This window comes from Duganella sacchari, assembly GCF_900143065.1.
Lineage (GTDB): Bacteria > Pseudomonadota > Gammaproteobacteria > Burkholderiales > Burkholderiaceae_D > Rugamonas > Rugamonas sacchari.
Genome location: NZ_FRCX01000016.1, coordinates 20,084 through 39,898, shown reverse-complemented (window position 1 = coordinate 39,898; position 19,815 = coordinate 20,084). Strand labels below are relative to the sequence as shown.

Sequence of the window (19,815 nt, the reverse complement as noted above, 5' to 3'; positions counted from 1 at the left end):
CCTAAACCACTGAGTATGAGCAACGCATTCCTAGAACACCGCGCTAAATATCGCGAAGCCGTGTCACGCCGCTATGGCGTCACGCCCGAACTGTACGACGAAGCCTCGCGCCTGTTGGCGCCGCTGGCCACGCCTTTCAGCATGCGCAAGGGCGAGTACCTGCAGCGCATCGGCACGCCTGCCCAGTATGTGCACTGGCTGCACAGCGGTGTGGCGCGGACCGGTTTCATTACCGAGGCGGGCAATGAAGTGACGCTGCACTTCCAGACCGACGGCGAACCGGTGGCCGCGCACGACGATCTGCTGCGTTCGCGCGAATCGCATCCGGCGCTGAATTTCGTGGTGGCGGAAACCGCCATCCATGGCTATCGCCTGGACTGGTCGCAAGTGAGCGCGCTGTATCAGGCCAATAGCCATCTGCGCGACTACTACCTGGCTGCGGCACAGTGCAGCATCATGGACCAGAGCCGCCGCCTGTACCTGAACGCCTCGCCGGCGCAGGGCCGCCTGAATGCGTTCCGCCGCGAGTATCCGGGCCTGGAGCAGCGCATCTCGCAAAAGGTGGTGGCATCCTTCCTTGGCATCACGCCGCAGTACATGTCGCAGTTGCTGCGCATTGACGGTAGCAAATAAATAAAAGACGCCCGAGATTCAGTTCAGAGGCGTCTTTTTCTTGTGCGGCAAGCCAGCTTAGTGTTGGCTCTCCACCACACCGGCAATCAGGTCGGCGGTGGCCGCGCACAGCGTCCAGCCCAGGTGACCGTGGCCGGTGTTGTAAAACACGTTAGGCCGCTTGCCCCTTCCCACACGCGGCATCATGTCCGGCATCATCGGCCGCAAGCCAGCCCATGGCACCGCCTGGCGCGTGCTCACGCCCGGGAAGCACTGCTGCACCCAATCGACCAGCGGCTGGATGCGGTCCGCGCGGATATCGCGGTTAATGCCATTGAACTCCGCCGTGCCCGCAACGCGGAAACGGTCCGGCCCTAGACGGCTGGTCACCAGCTTGGTCTCATCGTCCAGCAGGCTGACCGTCGGCGCGGCGGCGCGGCTGGCGTCATCCTGCAGCTGCACCGTGATCGAATAGCCCTTCACCGGATAAACGTTAACCCGATCACCCAGCTGCGCCGCCAGCGCGCGGCTGCCGACGCCACCGCACACCACCACGCCATCGAAGCACTGGCGGTCCTCGCGGCCATCCTGATCGACGCGCACCGTGGCCACGCGGCCATCGGTTTCCACGCTGCCGATTTCCGCGCCCCATACAAAGCGCACACCACGCCGCTCGGCCGCTGCGGCCAGGCCGTTGGTGTACTTGTGGATGTCGCCGGTGGCATCGCTCTCGGTGTAGTAACCGCCGTAGTAGCTGCCTTGCAGCGCCGGCTCGATGGCGCGCATCTCATCGGGCGTGACCGCGCGGCGCGGCAAGCCGCCCGCCGCCAGCAGCCCGGACACGCGGCCGGCGTGCTCGAAGCCCGCCTGGTTGCGGTAGATGTGCAGGATGCCCTGCTGTTTCAGGTCGAACTCCACGCCCTCCTCTTCCGCCCAGTCGAACAGATGGCGGCGCGCGGCGATCGCCAGCTTCGCGGTGGCGATGGTGTTGTCTTCGTAGCGGGGAATGCTGGCGATGAACTCCGCAAACCAGGACAGCTTGTGCCAGGTCGGGCGAGGATTGAGCAGCAGCGGCGCATCGCTGCGCAGCATCCACTTCAGGCCTTTGGCGATGGTGGAAGGATGAGTCCAGACTTCGGCATTGGAGGCGGACAGCTGGCCGCCGTTGGCAAACGACGTCTCCATTGCCGGATAACGGTGGCGTTCAAACACGGTGACGGCAAAGCCGCGCCGCGCCAGGGCGTAAGCGGTGGTCACGCCGGTGATGCCGCCGCCAAGGACGGCAATCGTGTGCAGTGCAGGTTGATTCATGAAGCAGGCTCCATCAACAGTCAGGGGTGGGAGTACCAAGCGCACCATGCGAGTGGTACGCCCCCTCTGTTTGGAACCTGAGAGATTCGCCGCGCCATAGCGTTAGCATGGCGCCGCTTGCTCCTGCGGTGCGCCGGCTGACGAAGCCGGCGGCTCTTCAGAGTACAGTGGTCTGGTCGGTCCTTTTGCCTGAGAGTTTCCGGGGCGGTTGCTCCTTCGGCGCCACCATCCATGGTGGTCTCTCCCGACCAGAATTCGGCACAGGGCCGACTTGGTCTTGCAGCTTACTGCTTGACGCTGGTGATCTTGTTTTGCGCGTCGACGAAAACCAGTTTCGGTTTGTAGTCGGCGATCTGCGCTTCGGTCATCGGCGCGTAGGTGCAGATGATGAGCAGGTCGCCCAGCTGCGCCTTGCGTGCCGCTGCGCCGTTCAGCGAGATCTCGCCGGTGCCGCGCAGGCCAGGAATCGCGTAGGTGGCGAAGCGCTCGCCGTTGTTCACGTTATACAGTTCGATTTTTTCGTTTGGCCAGATATCAGCCGCTTCCAGCAGGTCCAGGTCGATACCGCACGAACCTTCATAATTCAGATCCGCCTGCGTCACCGTCACACGGTGCAGCTTGGCGCGCAGCATAACTCGTTGCATAGACATTCGTTTCCCTCGGTAGTAATCGTTCAAGCTTTGCATCCTGCTCAGGCAAAGCCAGCGACGCAAGGGCGGCATTGTACCATTTGCCGTCGCCCGTGCCGCATTCCCGCCCCGCTCGACCCCGCTTTGTGGCATATTGTTTACTTGTAAACTGCTTCTTCCATTTTCATGAAAATTTCCCGCTTGCTGACACTGTCCACCGCCGTGCTGGCGTTGCTGGTCTTCGGCATGCTGGGCCATATCACGCGAGAAGCGTGGCTGCATTACGACGACACCAGCGCCGGCCTGCAAGCACTGCGCCTGACACAGCGCGCCATGATCGCGGCAGAAAAACTCTCGTTCGAACGCGGCCCGGTCAATGCGGTGCTGGGCGACAGGCAGCCCGCTGATCCCGCCCGGCGTGACCGCCTGACGCGTGCGCGCGCCGCCACCGACCTCGCGCTGATACAACTCGAGCGCGAGCTGCAAAACGATTTCGGCACCCAGCATCCGGTCGAGATGGCGAGCCTGTACCAGGCGCTGGCCGAGGCGCGCAACACGGTGGACACGCTGGCGTCCGCAGCGCCGGCCGAGCGCACGCCGGAACTGCTGAAAAACGCCATTGGCCGGATGTTCGCGCTGGTACCGCTGGCACTTGACGCTGTCGGCGGCTACACACTGGCTTCCGAGCGCGCCTATCCGCGCATCTCGCGCACGCTGATTAAAACACGCTACGCCGTCGAGCTGCGCGAATATGCGGGCCGGCTTGGCTCCGTGCTGACCGTGCCGCTGGCCAAGCGCCAGGCGCTGGTCCCCGCCGAGCATGAGCAACTGGAAATGCTGCGCGGCCGCCTGGCGCAGTTGCGCCAGCAGATCCAGGCGCTGGGCGAGGACGGCGGCAATCCGGCCGGATTCAATACGGTCATGGCGCGCGTCGATGAAATCTATTTCGGTACCGGCCTGGGACTGGTGGCGGGGATTGAAGCAGCCAGTCGTGCGGGACGCGACTATGGCATGGACACCGGCCAGTTTGCACAGCGCTATGTGCCGACCATGACCCCGATCCTGTCGCTGCGCGATGAACTGCTGCAGGAGGCGCAAACGCAGGCCCAGAGCGATCACGAACATGCGCGCACCGAGCTGCTGATTGTGTGTTCATCCGGCGTGGCGATCCTGCTGGCGCTGACGCTGCTGCTGTTGATAGTGCGCCGCCGCGTCATCGTACCGCTGCTACGCGCCACGCGCGCCGTGATCCGCCTCGGTAACGGCGACTACTCGCGCGACTCCAGCGGCTCGCAGCGCGCCGACGAAATCGGCGACATGCTGCGTGCCCTGTCCACGCTGCGCACCAACAGCATCGAACGCCAGCAACTGGAGCTGGAACGCCAGCACCTCATCGATGAGCTGCGCCGCCGCGCCGATACCGACTACCTGACCGGTTTGCTCAACCGCCGCGCTTTCACCACGGCCAGCACGCAACGGCTACGCCGCGCGCGCGGGCGCAACGAGACACTGGCCGTGGTGCTGTTTGATATCGACCACTTCAAGTCCGTCAACGATTCGCATGGTCATGAGACGGGCGACCAGGTGCTGATCCGCGTCGCCTCGGTAGTACGCGAAGAACTGCGCGATGGCGAAATCCTGGCACGCCACGGCGGCGAAGAATTTGTGGTGATGCCGGCGCACTGCACACAGGAACAGGCGTGCGCGCTGGCGGAGCGTTTGCGCAGCGCGATCGCCAGCGAACCATTGACACTGGCCGACGGCCACATCCTGCGCGTGACCGCCAGCTTTGGCGTCGCCAGCGCCGCCGGTCCGCAGATCTCGCTGGATGATCTGCTGCACGCGGCCGACCTGGCGCTATACCGCGCCAAGCGCAAAGGCCGCAACCGCGTGGAAAGCGCCGCCTAAGTTCGGGGTCAGTGCCGACATTCGGACACGATCACAGCAGTAGCGGCCGTACTGCTGTGATCGTGTCCGAATGTCGGCACTGACCCCGAACTGTTATTTCTTCTCGGCGGCTTTTACTGGGGTGAAGTTCAGGTCGCGGAAGTCGTAGCTGAAGTCGGTTTCGGTGGAAATCGGCGCCATCTTGATGCGCTCGATACTGCCGTCCGGATTCAGCGCAAACGTCACGTAGGCGTCGGCGTTGAAGTTGCGCTCCTTCCAGCGCACGATGAAGCTGTCGTGCTGGAAGTGTTCGAGTTCGCCGATCAGGTCCGGTGTCCGCTCGAATCGCATCACATGTTTGCCGCCTTCTTCGCGGATGCTGATTTTTCCATACCACGCGTCCTCATATTCGCCGTCGTAGGAAGCCAGCGGCAGCGAGGGCTGGGAAGCGGCCGCGCGCGCCGTGGTTTCCTTGCCCTGACGCTCCAGCTCTTCCTTGTGCATGGCCGCCTCCTGGTCCGCATACAGCTTGATCCAGTCGGACGGCGGCACTTTCAGGTATTGGTCCAGGATGCGGTAGTACAGTGAGGCCATCGCCGGGCTGTTTTCCGCGTTGGTCAGAATGGCGATGCCCAGCTTCTCTTCCGGCACCATCAGCACCGTCGAATAGAAGCCTTGCAGCGCGCCGCCGTGCATGGCGAGCTTGCGCCCCTTGTAGTCGCGCAGCTGGAAGCCCAAGCCGTAGGCGTAGAAGTTCGGCTTGGTGGCCGCCAGCGCCGGCTTGGGTTCGCGAATACGCATCGGCGTCTGCTCGCTCCACATCTCGCTGGCCTGCTTGACGCTGAACAGCTGCTGGCCATTGTCCATCTTGCCGCTGTTGAGCAGCACCGTCATCCAGCGTGCGATGTCTTCGGCATTGGTGTTGATGCCGACCGCGCCCGCCGCATTCGGCACCGGCATCGGCTTCACGACGGCGATCTTGTCGTTGATCTTGCTGTGCGGTGCGGAGTAGTCGCTGGTGGCCAGCATGTCGGCCACGCTGGTCCTGGTGCCGGTCATGCCCAGCGGCGTCAGGATGCGCTCCTGCATCGCCTCGCCCCACGGCTTGCCTGCCTTCTCGGCGATGATTTTGCCGGCCACGATGTACAGCAGATTGTCATACGCATAGCTGGCGCGGAAGCTGGTGGCCGGCTTGATGTAACGCAGTTTGGAGATAATCTCGTCGGTGCTGAATTGTGTGCTCGGCCACCACAGCAAATCACCCGCGCCCAACCCCAGGCCGCTGCGGTGCACCAGCAGGTCGCGCACCGTCATCTGGCCGGTGACGTAGGAGTCGTACATCTGGAAGCCCGGCAGGTGTTTGGTGACGGGATCGTCCCAGGCGATCTTGCCTTCATCGACCAGCATCGCCAGACCGGCGGCGGTAAATGCCTTGGAGTTGGAGGCGATTTCAAACAGCGTCTTGCCATCCACCGGCGCCGCTTCACCCAGCTTGCGCACGCCGTAGCCTTTGGCCACGACCACCTTGCCATCCTTGACGATGGCGATGGCCATGCCTGGCACATCGAACGTTTTCAGTGCGCGGTTGACGTCCGCATCGAGATTAAAAGCAGGAACGGCAGCAGCAGCCGGCGCCGCCCATACGGGCGTGCCAGCTACCGCGCCCAGCACAGCCAGCGTCAGAACGCTGGCTGCAAAGGTACGCGAGATCTTCATTATTTTTTAAATGCCTTGTCGACAGCAGCTTGAGTGATCGGATGGTAGTGGGTACGGGCTTTGACGTAGACCGACTTTGCCCAGTCTTTATCGGCCGGGTTCTTCAGCAGCGCGGTGTACAGCGGCACCACGAAGCGCTGACGGCCGACGCTCATCAGGAATTTGTTGAGCGGCTCACGCACGTTGTAGCCCGCCTTCACCGACGACAGGTAGAAGCGGTAAGCGATTTCGTTGTTGCCGCTCTTGGCCAGACCGAAGGCCTGATCCAGCTCCTGCATCTGCGCGGCAGTGGTCTTGCCGTCGATGTCGTTCAGGAAGTGCATCCACTCCAGCGCGATCCAGTTTTTGCCGTTCAGCTCCGCCGTCGGCAGTTCGCCTTTGAGCCATGCGGTGCGCTGGGCATCCAGTGCCGCCAGGCGTGGCGAGGCGGCGCGTTTGGCATTGGTGGGAATGCCCGGTGCATACAGCCACTCGTCGAGTTCTGCCTGCGCCATGTATTCCGGATGCGCGTCCAGCAGATTTTTCTTCAGGTAGTCCACGAATTCTTCGGTGGTGGCCGACTTGAAGGCATGCTGGTCGAACCAGCCGCGCAGGAATGGATCGAAGACGTCACGGCCGGCGCGCTGCTCCAGCGTACGCAGGAACCATGCGCCTTTCGGATAAATCAGGCCGCCATCGGAGTAGGCCGACGGATCGGTGTCCGGACCGCGCGTCGCCAGCACCTGCTTGGCGGGCGGGATGGTGGCCAGCGATGCCAGCGCCTCTTCCTGTTCCACTTGCAGGTTCATCTCCGCCACTTCTTCGCCGTACAGTTTTTCAACGATGCGCGTGGTGACGTAGGTGGTGAAGCCTTCGTTGAGCCACATATACTTCCACGACGCGTTGGTCACCAGGTTGCCGGACCACGAGTGCGCCAGTTCATGCGCGATCAGGTCCACCAGGCTGCGGTCGCCCGCGATCATGGTCGGCGTGAGGAAGGTCAGGCGCGGATTTTCCATGCCACCGTAGGGGAACGATGGCGGCAGCACGATCATGTCGTATCGGTCCCAGCGATATGGGCCGTACAGGCTTTCCGCAGCAGCGATCATTTTCTCGGTGTCGGCCAGTTCGTAGGCGGCGGCTTCGATGCGCGGTGCTTCCGCATACACGGCGGAGCGCGGCCCGAGGTTGCGCACTTCGATCTCACCGATCGCGATGGCCAGCAGGTAGGATGGAATCGGCTGCGTCATCTTGAATTTCCAGCCGCCGGCGCCGGTGGCTTTCTGGTCGTTCTCCGCGCTCATCACCACGCGCAGGCCGGCCGGCGCATCGATGCGGGCGCTGTAGGTGAAGCGCACGGCAGGCGTATCCTGTACCGGCGCCCACGAACGGGCATTGATTTCTTCCGACTGGCTGAACATGAACGGACGCTTGCCGGACATGGTCTGCTCCGGCGCCATCCACTGCAGCGCGGCGGCCGACGGTGCGGTGCGATAGTAGACGCGCACTTTCTGCGGCTGGAACGGCAGGGCGATGCGCAACGCGCGGCCCTTTTCCACGTCCAGCTTGTCGAGCATGAAGGAGGCGGCGGTCCAGCGGCCATTGGCGGCCAGCACCTGCACCTTGGCGATATTCAGTTCATTGGTATCCAGCACCAGCGTGCGGGCATTCTTGTCGATCCAGTTCAGCGTGAGTTCGGCGTAACCGGAAAGGATCTTGTGATTGAAGTCGGCTTTCAGATCCAGATACAGGTCGGTGGTACGCACCTGGTCGTAGCGTGCATAGCTCAACGGATCGGCGTGGGCGGACAATGCGGTCAACGCGGACAGCGCGGTCAACACGCAAGCGGACAAAGTCTTCTTGATCATGGTGATACTTTCAATGTTGTCTGAGCGCGAAGCAGAATACCATAGCCATGTATCTGCCATGTGTTAAGATAACGCCCGTTAGTGGGGAGTAGTCGGCTTGCGCCTCCCCGGCGCAAGAACCTGTGTCAACATAATCGGTCCACAGACCGTGGTGCAGGTGGCTTTAAACAGCTTGACGAGACCATGATCGATGCGCGGCCTTGCAGGGCCGGAGCCGCGCTTTGATCATTGGTTAATCGTTCCGGCCCTCGTACTTCACATATCATGGAAGCTTTCCTCGTCTCTACCGGCATTGTCGCCCTCGCAGAAATCGGCGACAAAACCCAGCTACTCGCATTCGTACTTGCTGCCAGGTTCCGCCGTCCTTTGCCTATCGTTGCTGCGATTTTCGTCGCCACCATTGCCAACCATGCGTTTGCCGCCGCCATCGGAACCTGGATTACCAGTCTGATGGGACCGGACTTGCTGCGTTGGGTGCTGGGCGCGTCTTTCCTGGCGATGGCGGCATGGACGCTGGTGCCGGACAAGCTGGACGAAGACGAGGCGCAGCTGGCCAAATATGGCGTGTTCCTCACCACGCTGATCGCCTTCTTCCTCGCCGAAATGGGCGACAAGACGCAGGTGGCCACCGTGGCGCTGGCGGCACGCTACCACAGCATGGTGGCCGTGGTCTGCGGCACCACGCTGGGCATGATGCTGGCCAACGTCCCGGCGGTTTATTTCGGCGACAAGATTGCCAATAAAGTCTCGCTCAAACTGGTGCACGGCATCGCCGCGGTCATCTTCGCGGCGCTGGGCGTGGCCACGCTGTTAGGCGCCGGCGCCAGTCTGGGCGTCTGACTTGCCGGCACGCGGCAGCAGCAGTTCCACCTGGTGGGTACTGCCGCTGTCGCGCAGCTCCACCAGTTGTTCGTGCTGCAGCACGCCATCCACCGACAGCTGCGGCGTGCTGCTGTCGCTGCCCTGCACCACGCGGATTTCATACGTGGTGCTGGCGTAGCGGTAGCTTAGCGAGAAGCTGGTCCAGTCCTGCGGAATGCGCGGCTCCAGCTTGAGATGGGTCGCGGTGCGCGTCAGGCCCAGCAGCGACTCCAGTATCAGCCGGTACATCCAGCCGGAAGAGCCGGTGTACCAGCTCCAGCCGCCACGGCCCACATGCGGCGCCACTGCATAGACGTCGGCCGTCACCACATACGGTTCCACCTTGTAGGTCGCCGCACCTTGCGCGGTACTGCCATGCATGACCGGGTTAATCATGCGGGCCAGCTCCCATGCGCGGTCGATGTCGCCCAGCTTGGCAAAGGCCATCGCAGTCCAGATGGCGGCATGCGTGTACTGGCCGCCGTTCTCGCGCACGCCCGGCACATAGCCGCGGATGTAGCCCGGATTCGGCCCCGCCTTGTCAAACGGCGGATCAAGCAGCTGGATGATGCCGGAATCGCGCCGCACCAGCCGCTGATTGACCTGCTCCATGGCGCCGCGTACGCGCTGCGGATCGGCGGAACCGGACAGCACGCCCCAGCTTTGCGAGATCGAGTCGATCTGGCATTCCTCGTTGGTGTGCGAACCAAGCGGTGTGCCGTCGTCGAAGTAGGCGCGGCGATACCATTCGCCATCCCACGCATTCTGTTCGACGTTGGCGGCGATGCGGCGTGCCTGTTCGCGGCATTCGGCGGAGAACTGCGCGTCATTGCGCATGTCGGCCACCTCGGCAAAGCGCTTCAACACTTCGCACAGGAAGAAGGCCAGCCACACGCTCTCCCCTTTGCCATGTTCACCCACCTTGTCCATGCCGTCGTTCCAGTCGCAAGAGCCGATCAGCGGCAGACCGTGCTGGCCGAAGCGCAAACCGTTGCGGATGGCGCGCTGGCAGTGGTCGTATAGCGTGCCGCGTTCACTGGAACGGGCCGGCATGTCGTAGTAGGAATCCTCCTCCGGCTTGACGGGACGCCCTTCCAGATAGGGCGCCGTTTCATCGAGGATGCTCATGTCGCCGGTGGTCGAGACGTAGCGCCATGCCCCCAGCGGCAGCCACAGGTAATCGTCCGAGCAGTGCGTACGCACGCCACGGTCCGACGGTGGATGCCACCAGTGCTGCACATCGCCCTCAAGGAACTGGTGCGCTGCGCACAGCATCAGCTGGTCGCGCAGCAGCTGCGGTTGCGTATGGATGGTGGCCATCGCATCCTGCAGCTGGTCACGGAAGCCGAACGCGCCGCCGGACTGGTAGTAGCCGCTACGCGCCCAGATGCGGCAGGCGATGGTCTGGTACATCAGCCAGCCGTTGGCGATCACGTCCAGTTCGCGCTCAGGCGTCTTGATCTGCACCGCGCCCAGGGTTTTCTCCCAGTGGGCGTGGACGGCAGCCAGTGCTTCCTGCGCGGCTTCCGCCGTGCGGTGTTTCTGAACCAGGCTGCTGGCGTCCGCATTGCGGCGGCCACCGACACCCAGCACAAACACAATCTCGCGCTCCTGGCCCGGCAGCAGGTCAAACGGCGCCTGTATCGCTGCGCAGGCATCCAGGCCGGCGCCGACCTTGCCCGACAGGCGTGAACGGCGCAGTGCCGCCGGTGCGGCCAGCGTGCCGTTGCGGCCCATGAATTCGGTGCGGTCGGCGGTCACGGTGCGCAGCGAGGCGTCACAGTTGAAGAAGGCGACGCGGCCACTGAACTCGGTGTTGTAGGCGTTCTTGGCGAACAGCGCGCCGCTGACCGGATCGGCCTCGGTGATGATGTGCATGCCGGACTTGGAGCGCATATCACCCAGCACCCACTCGACATAGCCAAACGCCGACAGGCGGCGCTGTACCAGCGAGTCGTTGCGCACCTTGATGACGGTGTACTTGATCGGCGCGTCGACAGCGACAAACGTTGTCATCTCGCTGTGGATGCCCGCTTCGGTATGTTCAAACACGCTGTAGCCGAAGCCGTGACGCGTGATGTAGATGCCATTGCCGCGCGCCGGCAGCGCAGTCGGCGACCAGAACTGGCCGCTCTGCTCATCGCGCAGGTAGAACGCTTCGCCACTGCCGTCACTGACCGGGTCGTTATCCCATGGCGTGATGCGGTATTCATGGGCGTTCTCGTGCCAGGTGTAGGCCTGTCCGCTTTCCGAGATGACCGTGCCGAACTGCGGATTGGCCAGCACGTTGGACCACGGCGCCGGCGTGCGCTGCGCGGCGCTGGTGGTGATGACATATTCGCGGCCATCTTCCGTGAAGCCGCCGATGCCGTTTTCCAGCACCAGGCCACGCGCCGGATGGGTAACCGGGCCGGCGTCGGCATACTCGCCACGGCTGTCCGCCATCAGCGGCGGCATACGCATGGCGGGCGGCGCCGGACGCTTGATCTGTTCGGCCAGCGTGCCACGCGCATCGCTGATGATGACGCGCGCCACCGATTGCAGCAGGATGCGGTCTTCATTGGCGATCTGGTCGGCCAGGCGCACGAAGATGCCCCCCGGACGGTCGATCGCCTGCGCATCGATGCCGGAGGCGATCAGCCCCATGATCTGGTCATGCAGCGCCTGGCGATAGCCCGACTGGTCTTCGTACCAGATCACCAGGTCCACCACCAGGCCTTTCAGGCGCCAGTAGGCGTGCGCCTGCACCATCTGCCGCGCCAGTTCGATATTGGCCGGGTCCTTAATCTGCAGCAGCACGATCGGCAAGTCACCGGAAATCGCATACGCCCACAGGCCGGACTGGCCGCGCTGATTCTTGATGAGCGTCGAGGCATCGGCGCGCAATGCCGCGTTCGGGTAGATCACCGAATTGGCCAGACGGCCATACAGCTGGCCATCCGCCTCGCTGGCGTTCAGCTGGCGCAGCACGACCTGGCTGTGGGTCCATGCCAGTTCAAATACGCGGTCGGCCAGATGACGGTCCTGGTACTTGTCGATCAGGTGCAGCGCCGTGTCGCGCTGCTCGGTCATGCCGGTGACAATGTCCACCGTCGCAAACTGGTCCGGCTGCAGCGTGATGGTGTAGCGGATCGCCACCACCGGATCGAGCACCGAGCCCTCGCCGCCACTGAGCTGGCCATCGTTGAGCATCGCGCTTGGTGCGGCTGCGGTATTGCCACGGCCGATGAAGCGCGAGCGGTCGGTTTCAAACGACACGTTCTTGACCGGCGCATCGTGCACCTTCATGGAGTGCATCATCCAGGGCATCACTTCATTGGCGCCACGCGGACGGCGCGTGCACAGGATGGCGTTTTCGTCGCGCAGGATTTCGGTCTGCACAAACAGCTTGCTGAACGCCGGGTGGGCGTTGTCGGCAGCGGCAGGCGCCATCACCACTTCGGCAAAGCTGGTGACTTCGATCGTGCGTACACGGTCGCTCTTGTTGGTGATACGGGTGCGGCGCAGTTCGATATCGTCTTCCGGCGACACCACGATTTCGGTGTACAGGTCGATATGGCGGTCGGAGCGGCGGAACTCGGCGCGGCCTTCGGAGAAGATCACCTCATACTTGCGCGGATCGACCAGCGTCGGCTGATACGTGGTGGACCAGAATTCACCATCCTCCAGATCGCGCACATAACAGAAGTTACCCCAGTTGTCGCGCGTGCTGTCCTCGCGCCAGCGCGTGACGGCCAGGTCCTTCCAGCGGCTGTAGCTGCCGCCGGAGTTGGTGACCATGACGTGGTAGCGGCCATTCGACAGCAGCTGCGTTTCCGGTACCGGCGTCGAATGCTGGCTCAGTATCCGCATCGGCATCGACTGGTCCGGCGCCGTGGCGCGGATCGCCGCCATTTCGGTGGTATTGGAGTAGAAGGCGCCAGCCTGCGGACTGCGTTCCTGCAACACCAGCAGCGTCGATTGCAGCAGCGGGTCGGACTCAAAGCGGCGCTGCATCGGCCGGTCATGCAGCAGATAGCTCAGCGACAGCAAGCCCATACCCTGGTGGTGAACCATGAAGGAACGGATGATGGCGTGGCTCTGGCCACGCGGCAGGCGCGAAGCCGTGTAATCGACTGCCTCGTAGAAACCATAGCGGCCCATGAAGCCCAGCTCCGCCATCTTTTGCAGGTTGGCGCACGAAGCTTCCGGCTGCACCATGAGGCCCATCATGCTGGCGTAGGGCGCGATCACCAGATCGTCGGCCAGGCCGCGTTTCAGGCCCAGTCCCGGCACGCCAAACGCGCGGTACTGGTAATTCAGGCTGGCGTCCACGGTGTTGTAGCCAGACTCGGAAATCCCCCACGGGACGCTGCGGCGCTTGCCGTAATCGATTTGTGCATCGATCACCGACTGGTAAGTCTGGTCCAGCAGCGTGCTTGGATAGTTGGGCATCACCAGCAGCGGCATCAGGTACTCGAACATCGAGCCGCTCCACGACAGCAGCACCGGCTTGCCGGCGACGATGCACAGCTGGCGACCCAGTGCGAACCAGTGCTCCTGCGGCAGCTGGCCCTGGGCGATGGCGACAAAGCTGGCCAGGCGCACTTCCGAAGCCAGCAGATCGTAGTAGCTGGCGTCCAGGCGGCGGTCGGTGACGTTGTAGCCGATCGCCAGCAGATTGGTGGTCGGGTTGTACAGGAAGCCGTACTCCATCTGGGCGAAGGCGCCGCAGCGCTGCGCCAGGTCGGCCAGTGCGCGCATGCGTTCATGCGCAATGGTGCTGCCATGCTCGCACTGCTGCGCCAGTTGCTGCTGGCGTTCACGTTCAGCTGGCGCCAGGTCGGTGACCGGTGCGGTGGCCGAGGTACGGGCCAGTGCCGCCAGTTCGCGCAGCGTCGGCATGCGCGTCATGCTGGTGTCGAATACCACGTCAGTCGGCAGTGCCGCCCATGGCATCAGGGTATTCAGTTCTTCCAGCGCGGCGTTGACCTGCTGCGCCAGCGATGGCGCCCACATGGTATCGCCCTGGGTTTGTGCCTGCGGCAGGAAGTCCGTCACCGCTGCGGCCACGCGCGTCAGCCATGCATGCAGCTGTTGCAGGTTGCCGGTGTCCGGCGCGGGCGTCAGCGCAGCCAGTACCGGGCCGGCGTCGCCCACGGTTTCATGCAGCACGTTGGCGGTGGCGGTGATGCCATCCACAATCTGCGGGCCGATCACCGGTTCGTCATACAGGCCGGTGAGGCCGGACTGCAGGGTCAACAGATGGCCGGCGAGATTGCCGCTATCCACCGTCGATATGTAGATTGGATGCAGCGGCTTGAGCGTCTGGGTATCGTACCAGTTGTAGAAATGGCCCTGATAGCGTTCCAGCTGGTCCATGCTGTCCAGTGTGTTGGCGGTGCGCGTCATCATCTGGCCAACCGTGATGTAGCCAAAGTCGGTCGCAGTCAGGTTGGCCAGCAAGGCCATGCCGATATTGGTCGGCGAAGTGCGATGCGCCACCACCTGCACCGGATGCTCCTGCATATTATCCGGCGGCAGCCAGTGATCTTCAGGGCCGACAAACTGGTCGAAGTAAGCCCAGGTACGGCGTGCCAGCTTGTGCAGGAAGCTATGCTGCTCCTGCGACAGCTGCGCGTGTTTGCGTTCGATCGGGCGGCTGATCCAGTCGGCCACCGCTGGCGCCACCAGCCACGCCAGCAGGAACAGCGCCGCCGGCGGCAGGCTCGCGGGACGCCAGCCCAGCAGCGCGCCGCCGACGAACAGCGCCAGCACCGGCGCGATCCACATGGTGCGCCAGGTGCTGGCGGCGCCCGCCGCCTGGCGGGCCAGTGCGGAGGCACGCCATTCCAGCATGCGGCGATGTGAAAACAGCGTGCGCCACAAGCTGCGCAGAATCGCGTCCATGCTGAAGTAAGCTTCATACGGCAGGAACACCAGCATCAGCACCGCATGCGAGAACTGCATGCCGGAGCGGCGCAGCGAGGCGCGGATATGCTGGCTCCACAAGGTGTCGCGCGGACGGCGGCACAGATCGTAGACCATGCTTACCAACGGCATCAGGAAGATCACGGCCAGCACGGCGCCGGTCCAGATCCACGGGTCGGGCAGCCAGCGCCAGGCAGTAATCAGCGACAGCACCAGTGCCGGCGCGGTCAGGCTGCGGCGCAGGTTGTCGAACAGCTTCCAGCGCGACAGCAGCGACAGCGGATTTTTCTCGCGCGCGCCGCTGCGGCCCTGCACCCGGCCGGCGAGCCAGCCGATCAGCTGCCAGTCGCCACGGATCCAGCGCTGGCGGCGCGTGACGTCTTCGCTATAGCGCGCCGGATACTCTTCGTAGAGCTGGGCATCGCTGAGCAAGCCGGCGCGCAGGTAGCAGCCTTCCAGCAAGTCGTGGCTAAGGATTTTGTTCTCCGGCAGACGGCCGCCGAGGACCTGTTCAAACACATCGACATCGTAGATGCCCTTGCCGATAAACGAGCCTTCATAGAACACGTCCTGATAGACGTCGGACACGGTGCGGGTGTAAGGATCGATGCCAGGCTCGCCGCCGCACAGCTTTTCGTAGCGCGAGGCGTTCTCGCTCGGCAGCGCGACCGCAACGCGCGGCTGCAATATGCCGTAGCCTTCGATCACGCGGCCGCGCGCCACGTCCACGCGTGGGCGGTTGAGCGGGTGCTGCATGGTGGCGATGAACTGCGACGCGGCGTCGCGTGGCAGTTGGGTATCCGTGTCCAGCGTGATGACATAGCGGATGCTTTCCAGCTCGCTGGTGTCGCCCACAACGGCGGAAAATTTATCGCGCGCGCCGCCACGCAGGTAGCGGTTCAGGTCTTCCAGCTTGCCGCGCTTGCGCTCATAGCCCATCCACACGCCTTCCTGCGGATTCCACAGGCGCGGACGGTGCAGCAGCAGGAACGGTGCGTGCGGCTGGCCATTAGCATACTTGTGGTTCAGGTGCGTGGTGCAGCGTTTCAGATGCTCGACCAGGGCGTCGTCGGTCGGCATTTTTTCGGTGGGCGCATCGGCGAAATCGGTCAGCAGGCAAAACCGCAGGTTGGGGTCACGGTTGGCGAGGAAGCGGACTTCCATCTGCTCAAACAGGTCTTCGATATTTTCCTTGCTGTAGACCAGCGTGGGCACCACAACGATGGTGCGCGCGTCGGCCGGTATGCCTTCCTTGAAGTCCATGCGCGGCAGCGGTCTTGGCTTGGTCACCAGCGTCGCAATCCAGTTCACGAAGCTCAGTGCCATATGGCTGCTGCCCAGCAGCGCCAGCACGCCCAGCGCCAGCAGCACCACGCCCTGTACGCCGTGGTACGCGGCCCGCTCCAGCAGCAGTGCCGTGGAAACCAGCGCGATGGCCGCAATGGCGCCAAGGTAGGAGGTCAGCGGCGAAGCGCTGGACGTATGCTGCAGGGCTTCCAGCCAGGGGCGGCGCATGCCGGTCTGTTTTTCCAGCGCGGCCAGGCCGCTGCCGATCAGATAGAAGCCGACGTGGCCATGGCGTGCATCGCCGCTGCCGTGATGGTTCATGGCCAGCTGCAAGGCTTGCTGCGCCACTTCCACTTCGCTGAAGCGCGAGCGCTTGGCGATCTTCTCGATCGCATGGCGGTATTGATCGCGCGTGGAAAATTCCATTTTGCCGTAGATGTCGGCCGGGTCCTGGCGCAGCGTTTGTTCCACCACGCTCATGGTCTCGACAAACTCCTGCCAGTCCATGGTGCCGAGGAAGCGCAAGCTGCCGATGCTGTTGGCCAGCGAGACCTGCTCTGCGGCCTGCTGCTGGATTTCGGCCTGGATCTGCTGTTCGATGGTCTGGCCAGATTCGGCGAGGCGGTGCGTGATCCAGGTCAGCGCCAGCGTCAGCGCCGGGCTTTGTCCTTGCAGGCGGCGCGCCAGTTCTGCCACGAAACCGCTGGTGATGGGCGGATTGGAGCGGGCCATGTCGGCCACCATCAAGATCAGGCCGCTGGGATTTTTCTCCGCGACTTCCGTCATCTGGTCGGCCCAGGTGTTGGCGAGATCGCGCTGGATGCGGTTCTCGGCCACGCGCGCGGCCACGCGGCGCAGGTTTTCGATCAGCGCCAGGCGCAGCATGATGGGGATGGCCCACAGCTCGCCCAGTTTCAGCGTCGCCACTTCCTGATAGGCGTCGACAAAGCGGCACAGCGATTCCGGATCAACCCGGCCATCGCCGTGCGAAATGATTTCCAGCGCGATTTTGTAGACGCGTGGGCAGCCATCTGGCGCGCCCTTGCCGAGGCGCGGCAATTCCTTGCTGTAGTTCTTCGGCAGGTGACGGCGAGCAATACGCACCTGCTCTTCGATGAGATAGAAGTTATCCAGCAGCCATTCGGAGGCAGGCGTGATCTGGCGTCCCGCCTTGACGGCTGCGGTCAGCTCATCGCAGGTGGAATCAATGACGGCGGCATTTTCCGCCAGCCGCGACAACAGGCGGTCGCGGCCGCCTCGCTTGCTGAGTTCGTGATGCTTGGCCAGCGTCTTGCCGTGGGCCGCCATTTGTGCGGCGCTGAATAGCTCTGCGCGTAATGGCAGGTCCTCATCATCGTCGTCGGACACCAGGGAGCCGGAGGGGGATTCGCGGAAGCCGAGTGCCATCTCGGGCAACAGGGGATTGGACTTGTTCAACTTGGACCTCGCTTCAATTGGCGAATGGGAGTATGTGACAGAGAATCGTACGGTGGCGCACGGAATGGGACTGTGCGGTGACGTACATACGAGGTCAGCTGAAAAAAAGGGCCGCTTGCGCGGCCCTGTAAAGGAAGAAAATCGCTACTTACGCCGCTAGGGGCATGGTGCTGGCCAATGCCAGTCCACCGTTCAGGCTGTAGGCTTGCCGATGTCCCAGGCGGCGCAGGCACTGGGCCGCTTTCATGCTGCGGTTACCGCTGCGACAGATGAAGACCAGCGGTGTCGGCTCATGGCGCAGCCATTCGCTTGCGTACTCGGCCAGGCGGCTCAGCGGTACGCTCTGGGCCACGCGGCCGGCAAACGCGGACGACATGGTGGCGGCAAATTCATAGGGTTCACGCACATCGACCAAGCGCGCATCCGGGTGTGCTTGCAGGAAGGCGTCCAGGGTTGCGCTGTTGAGTTGCAGGTCGGCAGCTTGCATTGCCTCAGGCTCAGCACACATGCTGGTGCAGAACTGATTCTTTTCATCGCGCGTTGGGCACAGCAGCGTTTGTTCGACACTGACCGTGCGCAGGCTTTGCTGTGCCGGCCGCGCGCTAAAGGCAAAGCGCACTGCGGTTGCCGGCAAGCGGTTGTCTTGCGTGTCCCCCAGCAGATAGGCGCGCAGTTCATCGCCGGCGCCGCAAGGCACGCATGCCAGCACATGGGCGCCAAGCCGGATGGCGCCCACTGTGGCGCCATCTTCCAGCGTGACGGCGGTGGCGGTTTGCGGCCAGCCGTATTGGTCGGCGTCGGTGTTGCGGTTGAAGTGGCGGCCCAGCGCATCGATCAGCATGCCACGACCGGCGTTGGGCAGTGTGCTGACGATGGCTTGCACCTGGTAGTTCTGGCAACGCACGTAGGATTCAATGCGCGCGGTGTGGTCCGGCAGCGGATCGATGACGATGCAACTGCGGCTGGCGGCGTCCAGCATCATCCAGCTGCATGCGCCTTCCACGCCCAGCTGCAACAGGCCGTCATGTGGCACGGCGGTGCGTTCCGACGGGATCAGGCAGCTGGCGCGCAGCGCGGCGCCACACCGTTCGATCCGCGCGCAGGCGGCGGCAATCGTGGCTTCGTCAGCCAGCGGGCCGAACGACATGCGGATCGCGCCAGCGCTGCGCCACAGCGGCAAGCCCATCGCATCCAGCACATAGCTGGGCGCGGCTTTGGACGAGGAACAGGCGCTGCCGGCGCTGACGCGCACTTCCGCCGCATCAAACACATCCATGAGCTCGCGGCTCGACAAACCGGGCACCGAGAAATTCAGCGTGGTGGGCAGGGCTTTGTCGAACGGATTGTTGAACACGATGCCTGGCAAGGCGGCGCGCAGGCTGTCCGCCAGGCGCGCGCGGAAGCTGCACAGCTCGGCGGAGGTACGGAAGGTGTCGCCGCGTTCCAGCGCAGCCAGCACGGCGCCCAGTGCGGCGATGCCGGCCATGTTCTCGGTGCCTGAGCGCTGGCCGCCCTCCTGGCCACCGCCCATGATGAGCGGCGTGAACGGCGTCCCGGCGCGCACGTACAGCATGCCGATGCCTTTGGGCGCATACAGTTTATGGCCGGAGAACGGCGCGTAATCGATACGGGTAGATGACAGATCCAGCTTGAGCTTGCCCAGGCCCTGGACGCAGTCCACCATCCAATAGGCCTTGCTGCCGCTGGCGGCAAGCACCGCTTCAATGCCGCTCAGATCGCTGATGACGCCGGTTTCGTTGTTGGCGGCCATGGTGCACACCATGGCGGCATCGCCCGCGACATCGCGCAGCGCGTTCAGATGGTGGGTGCCGTCGGGATTGACGGGCAGCTTGTGCAGCGCCAGGTTCAGGCCCAGCAGACGATTCCAGTGCGCCAGACTTTCCGGCACGGCTTTGTGTTCGGTGGCGCCGTAGACCAGCAGGCTGCCAATGGCGGCGCCGGCGTTCTTGCGCTCGCGCAGCGCAACCAGCGCCGACAGCACGGAGGTCTGGATGCCTTCGGTGGCGCCGCTGTTGAACATCAGGCGGCCGCTGCCCACGCCCAGCAGGCGCGTGGCGCAGGCGCGCGCATCGTCGAGGATGACCTTGGCCTGGAGGCCGGTCGCGTGGGTGCTGCTGGGATTGCCGTAGCGCTGGCCCATGGCATCAGCGGCGGCGGCAATCGCAGCGGGAAGAACAACGCTGGTGGCGTTGCTATCGAGATAGATTTCGGTAGTCATCCACATAGCTTACGCACTACAAGTGAAATAAACGTACCAAAATACTGCGCCAGGTCATAATATGTAGTTGTTTTATGCT

At 63.6% G+C, this 19,815-nt stretch carries 9 protein-coding genes and 2 riboswitches; of the genes, 3 read left to right on the top strand and 6 right to left on the bottom strand.

The window, feature by feature from the left end; genetic code table 11:
* Window positions 1-15: 15 nt before the first annotated feature.
* Window positions 16-633 (top strand): Crp/Fnr family transcriptional regulator, encoded by a 618-nt coding sequence (locus tag BUA36_RS26570; protein WP_072789309.1) that lies wholly within the window; start codon window positions 16-18, stop codon window positions 631-633.
* A gap of 57 nt (window positions 634-690) precedes the next feature.
* Here the strand turns inward: BUA36_RS26570 and BUA36_RS26565 are convergent, their stop codons facing one another.
* Entirely contained in the window at window positions 691-1,908 is a 1,218-nt protein-coding gene (locus BUA36_RS26565) for a D-amino acid dehydrogenase (RefSeq protein WP_072789474.1), read from the bottom strand.
* A gap of 182 nt (window positions 1,909-2,090) precedes the next feature.
* Window positions 2,091-2,180, bottom strand: a riboswitch (glycine riboswitch).
* A gap of 27 nt (window positions 2,181-2,207) precedes the next feature.
* Window positions 2,208-2,567, bottom strand: coding sequence for an aspartate 1-decarboxylase (gene panD, locus BUA36_RS26560; RefSeq protein ID WP_072789306.1), 360 nt, complete (start codon window positions 2,565-2,567; stop codon window positions 2,208-2,210).
* Window positions 2,568-2,738: 171 nt separating this feature from the next.
* Between panD and BUA36_RS26555 the strand changes: the two genes are divergently transcribed.
* A complete protein-coding gene (locus BUA36_RS26555) occupies window positions 2,739-4,460 on the top strand; it encodes a GGDEF domain-containing protein (protein WP_072789304.1) in 1,722 nt (573 codons plus the stop codon).
* Window positions 4,461-4,553: 93 nt separating this feature from the next.
* On the opposite strand, the gene BUA36_RS26550 is transcribed toward BUA36_RS26555, so the two are convergent.
* The gene (locus BUA36_RS26550) at window positions 4,554-6,155 is read right to left on the bottom strand and encodes a serine hydrolase (RefSeq protein WP_072789301.1); all 1,602 of its coding nucleotides are present in this window, start codon (window positions 6,153-6,155) and stop codon (window positions 4,554-4,556) included.
* Window positions 6,155-8,002 (bottom strand): M1 family metallopeptidase, encoded by a 1,848-nt coding sequence (locus BUA36_RS26545; RefSeq protein WP_072789298.1) that lies wholly within the window; start codon window positions 8,000-8,002, stop codon window positions 6,155-6,157. The genes BUA36_RS26550 and BUA36_RS26545 overlap by 1 nt, the downstream gene beginning before the upstream one ends.
* Window positions 8,003-8,073: 71 nt before the next feature.
* A riboswitch (yybP-ykoY riboswitch) is annotated at window positions 8,074-8,248 on the top strand.
* A gap of 18 nt (window positions 8,249-8,266) precedes the next feature.
* Here BUA36_RS26545 and BUA36_RS26540 point away from each other — a divergent pair.
* The gene (locus BUA36_RS26540; protein WP_072789295.1) at window positions 8,267-8,842 is read left to right on the top strand and encodes a TMEM165/GDT1 family protein; all 576 of its coding nucleotides are present in this window, start codon (window positions 8,267-8,269) and stop codon (window positions 8,840-8,842) included.
* Here BUA36_RS26540 and BUA36_RS26535 read toward each other — a convergent pair.
* Together BUA36_RS26535 and BUA36_RS26530 are read right to left on the bottom strand one after the other, a co-directional pair.
* A complete protein-coding gene (locus BUA36_RS26535; RefSeq protein ID WP_072789472.1) occupies window positions 8,813-17,467 on the bottom strand; it encodes a glycoside hydrolase family 94 protein in 8,655 nt (2,884 codons plus the stop codon). The two genes, BUA36_RS26540 and BUA36_RS26535, sit on opposite strands and share 30 nt — an antisense overlap.
* Before the next feature lie 178 nt (window positions 17,468-17,645).
* Window positions 17,646-19,736, bottom strand: a complete 2,091-nt coding sequence (locus BUA36_RS26530) for an aminotransferase class V-fold PLP-dependent enzyme (protein ID WP_072789469.1) — start codon at window positions 19,734-19,736, stop codon at window positions 17,646-17,648.
* Between the last annotated feature and the right edge of the window lie 79 nt (window positions 19,737-19,815).